The 12,504-nt window shown below is 69.6% G+C and carries 4 protein-coding genes; 3 read left to right on the top strand and 1 reads right to left on the bottom strand.

What is annotated here, in order from left to right:
* Positions 1-6 precede the first annotated feature (6 nt).
* Positions 7-912 (bottom strand): hydroxymethylbilane synthase, encoded by a 906-nt coding sequence (gene hemC / locus BLV60_RS02615; protein WP_256328816.1) that lies wholly within the window; start codon positions 910-912, stop codon positions 7-9.
* A gap of 112 nt (positions 913-1,024) precedes the next feature.
* On the opposite strand from hemC, the gene ppc reads away from it, so the two are divergent.
* From ppc to BLV60_RS02600, 3 genes are all read left to right on the top strand, one after another.
* Positions 1,025-3,868 (top strand): phosphoenolpyruvate carboxylase, encoded by a 2,844-nt coding sequence (ppc, locus tag BLV60_RS02610; protein WP_093049367.1) that lies wholly within the window; start codon positions 1,025-1,027, stop codon positions 3,866-3,868.
* Between the two features lie 163 nt (positions 3,869-4,031).
* The gene (locus BLV60_RS02605; protein WP_093049364.1) at positions 4,032-4,250 is read left to right on the top strand and encodes a hypothetical protein; all 219 of its coding nucleotides are present in this window, start codon (positions 4,032-4,034) and stop codon (positions 4,248-4,250) included.
* On the top strand, positions 4,247-12,412 hold the full coding sequence (locus BLV60_RS02600) for a glycoside hydrolase family 94 protein (RefSeq protein ID WP_093049361.1): 8,166 nt from the start codon (positions 4,247-4,249) through the stop codon (positions 12,410-12,412). The genes BLV60_RS02605 and BLV60_RS02600 overlap by 4 nt, the downstream gene beginning before the upstream one ends.
* The last annotated feature ends 92 nt before the right edge of the window (positions 12,413-12,504 follow it).

Here is a 12,504-nt window from a genome sequence, read left to right as displayed (position 1 = left end):
CCGATCTCAGTGGGCCCCGGCGTCGCGCAGCAGCGCCGCGGCGCGCTCGCCGAGCGCATCGGCCTGCGCGAAATCGCCGGCCTGCGCCAGCGCATGCACCTTCACCAGCGGCGCGTTGCCCTCCGGATCGCCCCAAGCGGCGTCGATGCGCAGCGCGCCGTCGGCCTGCCAGCGTGCATGAGCCGCCAACGGCATGGAGCAGCTGCCGCCCATCGCGCGACTCACAGCGCGCTCGGCGGCGGTGGAAAGCCAATCGCCCTGGTGGGCCAGCGAGCGCAGCAGTTCGATGAGTTCGGCACGGTCCGCGCGCACCTCGATGCCCAATGCGCCCTGCCCGGCGGCCGGCAGCATGGTGTCGGGATCGAAGGCCACGCGGATGCGGCTTTCCAGCCCCAGCCGCTTGAGCCCGGCCGCCGCCAGCACGATGGCGTCGTACTGCCCTTCGTCGAGCTTGCGCAGGCGGGTATCGAGGTTGCCGCGCAGCGGTTCGATGCGCAGGTCGGGCCGCAGCGCGCGCAGCAGCACCACGCGGCGCAGGCTCGAAGTGCCGACCACCGCACCCTGTGGCAGCGCGTCGAGCGATTCATAGCGGGGGGAGACGAGCGCGTCGCGCGGGTCTTCGCGCTCCAGCACGCAGGCCAGCGCGAAGCCTTCGGGCAGGTCCATCGGCACGTCTTTCAGCGAATGGACGGCGATGTCGGCGCGCCCTTCTTCGAGCGCGAGTTCGAGCTCTTTCACGAAGAGCCCCTTGCCGCCCACCTTGCTGAGCGTGCGGTCGAGGATCTGGTCGCCGGTGGTCGTCAGGCCGAGCAGGCTGACCGTATGGCCCTTTTCTTGCAAAAGCGCCCGGACGTGTTCGGCTTGCCACAGTGCCAGGCGGCTTTCGCGCGTGGCGATCACGATATTGCTCAAGACCGGTTCCAAAAGTACATGTTCTAAACCGCCGGAATGCTAGCATGTTGCGCCGCAACAACGCAGGCGGCGCATCCATTCAAGAAGTCAAAAAGTCCAGGACAAACATCGAATGAAAGCCAGCAAGACCCCTGCTCCCCCCAAGCGCCGCCAGACCGAAGACCAGCCACTGATCGACGACATCCGGCTGCTGGGCCGGATCCTCGGCGACGTGATCCGGGAGCAGGAAGGAGACGAAACCTACGCGCTGGTCGAAAAGATCCGCACCTTGTCCGTGGCTTTCCGCCGCGACGCCGACCACGCCGCCGACCGCGCGCTGAAGAACCTGCTCAAGGGCCTGAGCGCGGCCGAGACGGTGCGCGTGATTCGCGCCTTCACCTACTTCAGCCACCTGGCCAATCTTGCGGAAGACCGCCACCAGATCCGCCGCCGCACGGAAACGGAACGCGCCGGCGAAAGCGTCGAAGGCGACCTGCAAACGGCACTCGCCCGCATCCGCAAGGCCGGCGTGAAGCCCGACGACATCGTCGCCTCGCTGGCCCACAGCTATGTGTCGCCGGTGCTCACCGCGCACCCGACCGAAGTGCAGCGCAAGAGCATCCTCGATGCCGAGCGCGCCATCGCGCAACTGCTCACCGTGCGCGACGAGATCAGGCTGCGCCAGAGCGCCTATGCGGGCGGCAAGGATGCGCTCTCGCCGCTCGAGTTTGCCGAGAACGAAACGCAGATGCGCACCCGCGTCACGCAGATCTGGCAGACGCGCATCCTGCGCTTTTCCAAGCTCACGGTGGCCGACGAGATCGAGAACTCGCTGAGCTACTACGAAGCCACCTTCCTGCGCGAGATTCCGCGCGTCTACGCCGACCTCGAAAAAGCCCTCGCCCAGGGCGGCCACACACCTTCGGTCGCGCCCTTCCTGCGCATGGGCCAGTGGATCGGCGGCGACCGCGACGGCAACCCCAACGTCACCGCCCAGACGCTCGAATACGCCCTGGGCCGCCAGTGCGAACTGGCGCTGCGCCACTACCTCACCGAAGTGCACTACCTGGGCGGCGAGCTGTCGCTGTCGGCCACGCTGGTCGATGTGACGGTCGAGATGCAGGCGCTGGCCGAACGCTCGCCCGACACCAACGAGCACCGCAAGGACGAGCCCTACCGCCGCGCCCTCACCGGTGTGTATGCGCGCCTTGCGGCCACGCTGCGCGAGCTCACCGGCGGCGAGGCCGCGCGCCACGCCGTCGCGCCGCAGAACCCGTACGCCACAGCCGAAGAGTTCCTGGCCGACCTGCGCACCGTGGCCGAATCGCTCGAAGAAAAGCACGGCACCGTGCTTGCCGCGCCGCGCCTGCTGCCGCTGATTCGCGCGGTCGAGGTGTTCGGCTTTCACCTGGCCACGGTCGACCTGCGCCAGAGCTCCGACAAGCACGAGGCGGTGATCGCCGAGCTGCTGGCCACCGCTCGCATCGAGCCCTCGTATGCGTCGCTGGCCGAAGAAGCCAAGCAGACCCTGCTGCTCAGGCTGCTCGACGACGCCCGCCCGCTGCGCGTGCCCGACGCCGACTACTCGCCGCTTGCGAAGAGCGAGCTGGCCATCTTCGCCGCCGCCCGCGTTTCGCGTGCGCGCTATGGCGCCGCGGCCATCCGCCACTACATCATCAGCCACACCGAAACGGTGAGCGACCTGCTCGAAGCACTGCTGCTGCAAAAGGAAGTGGGCCTGCTGCGCGGCGCGATGGACAGCAACGCGACCTGCGACCTGATCGTGGTGCCGCTGTTCGAAACCATCGAAGACCTGCGCAACGCCGCGCCCATCGTGCGCGCTTTCTATGCACTGCCGAACATCCAGGCGCTCGTCGAACGCTCGGGCGCCGAGCAGGACGTGATGCTCGGCTACTCCGACAGCAACAAGGACGGCGGCATCTTCACCAGCAACTGGGAGCTGTACCGCGCGGGCATCGCGCTGGTGTCGCTGTTCGACGAGCTCAACAAGAAGAAGGCCAACCCCATTCGCCTGCGCATGTTCCATGGCCGCGGCGGCACCGTGGGACGCGGCGGCGGCCCGAGCTACCAGGCCATCCTCGCGCAGCCGCCCGGCACGGTGCGCGGCCAGATCCGCCTGACCGAGCAGGGCGAAGTCATCGGCTCGAAGTACGCCAACCGCGAGATCGGCCGGCGCAACCTCGAAACGCTGGTGGCTGCCACGCTCGAAGCCACGCTGCTGCCGCAGGGCAAGTCGGCGCCCGCCACCTTTCTCTCGGCTGCGGGCGAACTGTCGACCGCCAGCATGGCCGCGTACCGCAAGCTGGTCTACGAAACCCCGGGCTTCGGCGACTATTTCTTCGGCTCCACGCCGATCCGCGAAATTGCCGAGCTCAACATCGGCTCGCGCCCCGCCTCGCGCAACCCCAGCCACAAGATCGACGACCTGCGCGCGGTGCCGTGGAGCTTCAGCTGGGGCCAGTGCCGCCTCACCATTCCTGGCTGGTTCGGCTTCGGCTCGGGCGTCGAACAGTTCCTCGCCGCAGCGGGCACGGCTGCGGGGAAGAAGGAGCGCCAGGCATTGCTGCAGCGCATGTACGAGCAGTGGCCCTTCTTCCGCACGCTGCTGTCGAACATGGACATGGTGCTGGCAAAGAGCGACCTCGCGCTGGCTTCGCGCTACGCCGAGCTGGTCACCGACCGCAAGCTGCGCCAGAAGGTGTTCTCGATGATCGATGCCGAATGGCACCGCACCTCCGACGCACTCACACTCATCACCGGCGCGAAGCAGCGGCTCGAAGGCAATGCCGAGATGCAACGCTCGGTGCGCCACCGCTTTCCGTACATCGACCCGCTGCACCACCTGCAGGTCGAGCTGATGCGGCGCTACCGCGCGGGCGACGGCGGCGAGCGGCTGCAGCGCGGCATCCACATCTCGATCAACGGGGTGGCGGCGGGGCTGCGCAACACGGGCTGACCACACCCATTCCGACCACGGCAAAGGGCGCTTCGGCGCCCTTTCCTACGTCTGGCATCGGCAATCAGGCACCTGTAAGGTCATTTAAAAGGGTACGGTCGGACACGTTCACAGTTCTCGCAATCGCGCGGCAGCTCGAAGTCGTTACAAGGAGCCCGTTGCCATGCCAGTCCCGCAGTCCCTCACCCATTCGCCCATCGACTTCGTCGGCAACGACGCCGAGGCGCTGGCCTCCCACATGCGCCACTGCGCGCGCGCTCACGGGCGCTGGTTCTCGCTGCGAAGCCACATGCAACGGGTGCGCGCGCTCGCTGCGGGCCGCATCGTCACGATCGCCTGCGTGGCCGTGGTGCTGGGTATCGGTCTCTTCGCCATCGCTTGAGCGCCGCAGCCGTCGTCGACCGTCTCCAGGGACTCAGTCCGTACGCCCGGGCGCTGCTGCTCGGCCCGCATGATCCGGTAGCCGCACCGATCCGCGCCGAACTCTTCGGCATCCAGCGTTTCGAGCAGCACGGCCACAGCCTCGCCCGCGCCCAGGTGGTGGAAGAAGACCGCCGCCTCGCGCGCGAGGGCGCGCCCTTCTTTCCGCGCGTGGACGAAAACCTCGCGTCGCTGCGCAACGCCTTCGACTACATCGCGCTGATCTCGCTCAGCGGGCGCTACGTGTCGCCCGCGGCCGAGTGGCTGCTCGACAACTTCCACCTGGTCGAGGCGCAGCTCCAGCAGATTCACGACGGCGTGCCGCGCAGCTACTACGCGCGCCTGCCCAAGCTCGCCGCGCCGCCGCTGGCGGGGCTGCCGCGCGTGTACGGCATTGCATGGGCCTACGTGGCCCACACCGACAGCGTGCTCAACAAGACGCTGTTCACCGCCTTCCTCAACGCCTACCAGGACATCGACGAGCTCACGCTCGGCGAGCTGTGGGCGCTGCCCACCACCCTGCGCGTGGTGCTGCTCGAAAACCTGCGCCGCGTGGCCGAGAGCATTGCCGAGAACAAGGTGGCGCGCGAGATCGCGCATGCCGCATGGGACGCCGCGCCGCACCTTTCGGTGCAAGACCTCGACGTGCTCTACCGCGCGCTGCAAAGCCACGGCCTGCAGGACAACTACCTCACGCAGCTGTGGCAGCGCCTGCCCGTCGAGCACGGCGAAGACATGCCCGCGCTGGTGCGCTGGACCGAGCAGCACTGCCCCAACGGGCCGGCACTGATCGGCGAAGCGCAGAACGCACAGGCCGCCGCCAATCTCACGGTCGGCAACATCATCACCACGCTGCGCATGATCGGCCAGGTCGAGTGGAGCGACCTGATCGAGCCCGTGAGCCGTTCGCTGCGCGTGCTGCGCGAACTGCCGAGCTTCGCCAACGAGAGCGAACTCACGCGCCAGCAGATCACGCATGCGATGGAGCAGGTGGCGCGCAGCAGCGAACAGCCCGAGCGCGCCGTCGCGCAAGCCGTGGTGCAACTGGCCGCCAGCGCGCCGGCCGACGACGCGGGCGCGGAGACCGACCGCGCCGACGGCACCGCCGGCTACTACCTCTTCGGCCAGGGCAGGCCCGCGCTGATCGCGGCGCTGCAATCGAACGGTCATGCGGGCCGTGCCGGGCGGGCGCCCGACACGCGGCAGGCACGCAGCCATCGCGGCTGGCGATTGCCCGTCTACGTCGGTTCCGTTGCGCTGGGCACCGCGCTGCTGCTGTTCGCCGTGGTGCACAGCCTGCCGCACCGCGAAGACTGGACCACCGTGCTGGCGCTCGTCCTTCTGGCGTGGCCGCTCTCTGAAGCGCTGCTCGCGCTTGCGCAACGCATCATGGCCGAGTCGGTGCGAGTGCAGGGCCTGCCGCGCCTGGACTTTGCGAACGGCATTCCCGAGCGGCACCGCGCGCTCGTCGTCATGCCCACGCTGCTGGGTTCGGCAGCGAACAACGCGCAGCTCGCGCACCGGCTCGAACTGCACTGGCTCGCCAACCGCGAAACAAATGCGCAGTTCGCGCTGCTCACCGACTGGGCCGATGCACCGCTGGCCTCGCTGCCCGAAGACGGCCCCCTGCTCGACGACGCCCTGCAGCGCATCGCCGCGCTCAACACCAAATACCCCGTGGCGCCAGGCGAAGCGCCGCGCTTCCTGCTGCTGCACCGCCCGCGCAGCTGGAGCGACACCGAGCAGCGCTGGATGGGCTGGGAACGCAAGCGCGGCAAGCTCGAAATGCTGGTGCGCCTGCTCGCAGCCGGTGACGCCAGCGGCTTCCTGCCGCTCGCACCGGGCTTGCGGCTCGCCGCCGGCCGCACGCCGTATGTGCTGACGCTCGACAGCGACACCGGCCTGCCGCCGGGCGCCCTGCGCGACCTGGTGTCGATTGCCGCGCATCCGCTCAACGCGCCCGAAATCGACGTGCAACGCCAGCGCGTGGTCGCCGGCTTCGGCATCCTGCAGCCGCGGATCGTCACGCCGTTTCCGCAGCGCCACGAGCGCTCCTTCTTCCATTGGGTGTTCGCCGGCCAGTGCGGGCTAGACCCCTACGGAAGCGGCGCCTCCGACATTTACCAGGACGTGTTCGGCAGCGGCTCCTTCACCGGCAAGGGCCTGCTGAACGTGCGTGCGCTGCACGCCACGCTCGATCGCCGCCTGCCCGACGGCGCGGTGCTCAGCCACGACCTGCTCGAAGGCACGGTCGCGCGCTGCGCGATGGTGAGCGACGTCGTACTTGTCGAGGATCATCCGCACCATGCCGGCGTTGCGGCGTCGCGCGTGCACCGCTGGGTGCGCGGCGACTGGCAGCTGCTGCCGCTGATGTGGCGCGCGCGCCGCTTCGGCATCGATGCGCTGGGCCTCTGGAAGATGAGCGACAACCTGCGCCGCTCACTGGTGGTGCCGGCTTCTTTCGCGCTGCTGGTGCTGGTGGTCTTCACGCAGGCCATGCCGCTGGGCTGGGCGCTGGCGGCCGTGGCGTCGGCGCTCACGCTCGGGCCCTTGCTCGGCGCGCTGGCCGGGCTGGTGCCCACGCGCCGCGCCATCGAGCTGCGCCATTTTTTCGACGTGGGCGCGGTCGAGCTGCTGCGCGCCATGGCCGGCGCGGCCTGGCAGTTCGTGCAACTCGCGGCGCAGACGCGGCTGCTGCTCGACGCGTGGTTCCGCGCGACATGGCGCCTCGTGGTCAGCCGCCGGCATCTGCTCGAATGGACCACGGCCGCGCAGGCGCAGGCGCAATCGAGCGGTCGCCTCGCATCCTTTGTGCGCAATGCCGCCGCGAGCAGCGTGGCGTGCATCGCGCTCGCCGTGGCGGCGCACTGGAGCGCATACCCCGTGATCGGCACGCTGCTGTTCGTGCTGTGGGCGCTGGCGCCGGTCGCGGCCTGGTGGGGCAGCCGCTCTGAAGCAAAGGCACCTGACCCGCTCAGCACCGACCAGCGCACCTACCTCGAGAAGCTTGCGCACGACACATGGCGCTTCTTCGAGCATGTGGTGGGCCCGGACGACAACCACCTGCCGCCCGACAACCTGCAGCTGGAGCCGCAACCCATCGTCGCGCATCGCACCTCGCCGACCAACATCGGCATGTACCTGCTGGCCACCTGCTGCGCGCGCGAGTTCGGGTGGATCGACACCGCCGCCCTGCTCGCCCGCATCGCCGCCACGCTCGACAGCGTGGACCGCATGCAGAAGCACGACGGCCACCTGTTCAACTGGTACGACACACAGACGCTGAAGCCGCTGCCGCCCGACTACGTGTCGAGCGTGGACAGCGGCAACTTCGCGGGCCACCTCGTGGCCGTGGCGCAGGCCTGCCGCGCCTTCGCCGCCGAAGGTTGCCAGCCCCATGAAGCGCCCGCGCTCGAAGCACTTGCCGAGCGCTGCGACGCGCTGCACGCCGGCATGGACTTCAGCGGCCTCTACGACCCCAAGCGTCACCTGTTCCATATCGGCCTGCGGGTCGAGGAGAACGTGCTCGACGCAAGCTACTACGACCTGCTGGCTTCCGAATCGCGGCTGCTGAGCTTCCTGGCGATTGCCAAGGGCGACGTGCCGCGCCGCCACTGGATGGCGCTGGGCCGACCGTTCCTTCTGGTGGGCTTCCGGCCCAGCCTGAAGTCGTGGTCGGGCTCGATGTTCGAGTACGTGATGCCCGCGCTGGTGATGACCGAGCCCACCGACGGCCTGCTGCAAGTGGCCAATGCCGCCGCCATTGCCGAGCAGCAGGCCTTCGGGCGGGCGCAGAACCTGCCGTGGGGCGTTTCCGAATCGGCCTACTTCGCACAAGACCACTCGCTGGCCTACCAGTACTCGCCCTTCGGCGTGCCGCGCCTCGCACTGCGGCGCACGCCGCCCACCGACCGCGTGGTGGCGCCCTATGCGAGCGCCATGGCCGCGCCGTTCGCGCCCGGGGCGGCGGTGATCAATCTGGAACAGCTCGAATCGCTCGGCGCGCGCGGCGAGTTCGGCTTTCACGACGCGGTCGACTTCACCGTCTCGCGCCAACCCGAGGGGCAGGACTTCACCGTGGTGCGCAACTTCATGGCGCACCACCAGGGCATGTCGCTGGTGGCGCTGTGCAATGTGCTGTGCGCCGATGCGCCGCGCCGCTGGTTCGGCAGCGCCGCGCTGGTGCAGGCGCACGAGTCGCTGCTGCACGAGCGCACGCCGCGGCAGATCATCGGCAGCGCCGATCCGCGCACGCCGCCCGAGCCCAGCCAGGCCGAGCTGGCGCCGCTGTTCCAGCCCCGCCTTGTCGACCCGATGGCGCCCGGCTTCCAGCCCACGCACCTGCTGTCGAACGGCCGCTACACCGTTGCCCTGCGCGCCAACGGCGCCGGTGTGAGCCGCTGGCATTCGTTCAACGTGACGCGCTGGCGCGACGACCCGCTGCGCGACAGCTACGGCACCTTCTTCTTCGTGCGCGACGAGGGAACCCAGGAACTCACCTCGCTCACCGCCCTGCCCGCGCCGGGCGACGGCTGGCGCTACCGCACCCGCTTCCTTGCCGACCACGTGCAGTTCGACGCGACCGGCCCCGGCCTGCAGGTGCGTACCACTGTGCTCATCAGCCCCGAGGACGACACCGAGCTGCGCAACATCACGCTGCACAACTCGGGCGAGGAAACGCGCACGCTCGAACTGGTCTCGTACTTCGAGCCTGTGCTGTCGAACCCCAAGGCCGACGAGGCGCATCCAGCCTTCGCCAACCTGTTCGTCGAGTCGCGCTGGGAGCCCGCATGGCGCGCGCTGCTGATGTCGCGCAAGCCGCGCCTGCATGGCGACGCGGTGATGGCCGCCGCGCACTTCCTGGCCTCGGCGGACGCGCAAGTGCTCTCGGTCGACTGCATGACCGACCGGCGCGCCTTCATCGGGCGCAACCGCACGCTCGCCAGCCCCGCGCTCGACGCGCAGCCGCTCACGCCCAACGGCAAGCAGGTCAACGGGCTGGACCCCATCGCCTGCCTGCGCGTGCGGCTGTCGATTGCGCCCGGTGCCACCGCGCGCCTGAGCTTTGCCACCGCGGCCGACAAGAACATCGATGCGCTGATGCCCGGCATCGACCGCTACATGCAGCCCATGCACGTGGAGCGCGCCACCCGCATGGCCGCCACGCTGGCGCAGGTGCGGCTGCGCGACCTGAGCATCGCGCCCGCGCAGAACCTGGCGCTGCAGGACCTGACGACCATCCTCACCTACACCACGCCGCGCGTCATGCGCGACCGCGGGCTGATCGACCTGCGGCAGATCTGGCGCTTCGGCATCTCGGGCGACAAGCCCATCGTGCTGGTGCACATCCACTCGATGATCGGCATGGGGCTCATCAACACGCTGCTGCGCGCCCAGCCCTGGTGGGGCTTCGGCGGCGTGGCCTGCGACCTGGTGGTGCTCAACAGCGAGCCCAACTCGTACCTGATGCCGCTGCAGCGCGAAATAGAAAGCCTGCGCGCGCGCGTCGCGCAGCAGACGCAGAACAGCTTTCCGCGCAACGACACGGCCGGCTTCTACCTGCTGCGCGACCAGGACGTGGTGCCCTCGGAAAAGGCCGCGTTCTCCAGCCTGGCGCGCGCGGTCTTCACGGCCGACGGGCGCCCGCTCGAAGTGCAGGTGGCTGCGCTGCACGAGGCCCGCAGCGATACGGCATCGATGGTCAATGACGTCGCCGCACCGCCGGGCGTGCCCCTGCTGCCGCGCCCTGCCCCGACGCCATCGGCTACCGCCCCGACCGGCGACTTCGACGCCGGCACCGGCGAGTTCCGCTTCGAGGTCGGCGCAGGCCGGCGCACGCCACGGCCGTGGATCAACGTCATCGCCAACGCGGGCTTCGGCTTCCAGGTGTCCGAGTGGGGCACGGGCTTCACCTGGGCCGGCAACAGCCGCATGCACCAGGTGACGCCGTGGTCGAACGATCCGGTGCAGGACCCGGCCTTCGAGCACTACCTGCTGCAGGACCTTGCTTCGCGCGAGATGCTGCCGCTGACACCTGCCGGCGGCAGCGCGGGCAGCGCACGCCACCGTGTGCGACACGGACAGGGCTACACGGTGTTCGAGCACAAGGCGAATGGTCTCGCGCTGGAAACCACCTTCTTCGCGGACCGCGACGAGGCCGTCAAGCTCGTGCATGTGCGCGTGCGAAACGGCGGCACCGGCACGCGCCGCCTGCGCGCACTGGCCATGGCCGAGTGGCAGCTCGGCGACGCGCGGGGCACGCGGCGCACCGTGCATTGCTGGAAGCCGGAAGACCAGCCGGCAGTGTTCGGCCAGCAGCGCGAATCGGGCGCGGGCTTCGGCGGCAGCACGGCCTTCCTGCTGCTGGCGGGGCTGCAAGGTGCCACGCAATGGACCTGCGACCGCAATGAATTCTTCGGTGATCGCGGCATGGTCGAAGTACCCGACGCGCTCGCACGGCGCGCCGGCAGCGGGCTCGACGCCTGCGCGGCCATCGGCGGCGAGTTCGTGGTGGCGGCCGGCGACACCGCCAGCTTCACCTTCGTGCTGGGCCACGCGGGCAGCGCAGACGCCGCACTCGAACTCGCGCGCCGCTGGCGCCAGCGCGACGTGCCCGAAGCATTGGCGCAGGTGCGCGGCTTCTGGGACGAGTTGCTCGGCCGCCTGCAGGTGCGCACGCCCGATCCGCTGTTCGACGCACTGGTCAACCGCTGGCTGATTTATCAGACGCTGGCCTGCCGGCTGTGGTCGAAAGCGGGCTTCTACCAGGCAGGCGGCGCCTTCGGCTTTCGCGACCAGCTGCAGGACGCGATGGCCTTCGCGCTCACCGACCCGGCGCGGCTGCGCGAGCAGATCCTGGTCAACGCGGCGCGGCAGTTTCCCGAAGGCGACGTGCAGCACTGGTGGCACATGCCCGGCGGTGCCGGCGTGCGCACGCATTTCTCTGACGACCTGCTGTGGCTGCCGTACGCGTCGGCGCACTATGTCGAGGTGACGGGCGATGCATCTCTGCTCGACGAGATGGCCGGCTTCATCGAAGGCCCCGCCATTCCCGACGGTGCCGAAGACGCCTACTACGCGCCGCAGCGCAGCGGCCAGATGGCCAGCGTGTTCGAGCACGGCGCGCGCGCCATCGACCGCAGCCTGAAGACCGGCGTGCACGGCCTGCCGCTGATGGGCACCGGCGACTGGAACGACGGCATGAATCGCGTGGGCAACGAAGGCCGCGGCGAATCGGTGTGGCTCGCATGGTTCCTGTGCAGCGTGGTCGCGCAGTTTGCGCCGCTGGCCCAGGCACGCGGCGAGCACCAACGCGCCGCGCGCTGGACCGCGGCACGCACCGGCTGGATCGCCGCGCTGCACGACGCCGGCTGGGACGGCGCGTGGTTCCGCCGCGCCTTCTTCGACAACGGCGCGCCGCTGGGCTCTTCGTCCAACGACGAATGCCGCATCGACCTGATTGCGCAGGCGTGGTCGGTGCTGTCGGGCGCCTCGGACGCGGCGCACACGGGGCCGGCCATGGAATCCGTCAAGAAACTGCTGCACGACGAACCGGCCGGACTGCTGCGCCTGCTGACGCCGCCGTTCGCGCGTTCGGGCAACAACCCGGGCTACATCCAGGCCTACCCGCCCGGCGTGCGCGAGAACGGCGGGCAGTACTCGCACGGCGCGGTGTGGGCGCTGATGGCGCAGGCGCTGCAGGGCGACCACGAGGCCGCGTGGCGGAGCTTCGAGGGGCTGAGCCCTGCCCATCGCGCACAGCACCCCGAGCGCGGCCCGGCCTACGAGCTGGAGCCCTACGTGATGGCGGGCGACATCTACGGTGCCGCGCCCTACGTGGGCCGTGGCGGCTGGAGCTGGTACACCGGCTCGGCCGCGTGGCTGCACCGTGCGGCGGTCGAGACGCTGCTGGGCCTGAGCGTGAAGGGTCGCCAGCTCTCGCTGACGCCGCGCGTGCCTGCGCACTGGCCGGGCTTCGAGATCGCACTGCGGCTCGGCGCGCGCAAGCTCACGCTGCAATGGGGCGATGTGCAAGGCGCTGCCGCCTCCACGCATCAGCTGGCGGTGGGCGAATGGATCGACTGGCAGGCGCTGCCGGCCGATGCGGTGCTGCGGGTGGGATGAGCCGGCACTCGCGGTGGCCCTAGACTCGCAACCAGACCTCGCATCAGAAGTCGTGACTCGATCACGCATCCGACATTCCATCGCTTCCCGAA

It is taken from the genome of Variovorax sp. YR634 (assembly GCF_900106655.1).
Lineage (GTDB): Bacteria > Pseudomonadota > Gammaproteobacteria > Burkholderiales > Burkholderiaceae_C > Variovorax.
Note: the sequence above shows the minus strand (reverse complement) of the source record. Positions and strands in the feature narration are given on the sequence as shown.

Excerpts from the sequence above, each read along its gene's own strand:
- ppc (WP_093049367.1), top strand. The coding sequence starts at position 1,025 with ATGAAAGCCAGCAAGACCCCTGCTCCCCCCAAGCGCCGCCAGACCGAA.
- BLV60_RS02605 (WP_093049364.1), top strand. The coding sequence starts at position 4,032 with ATGCCAGTCCCGCAGTCCCTCACCCATTCGCCCATCGACTTCGTCGGC.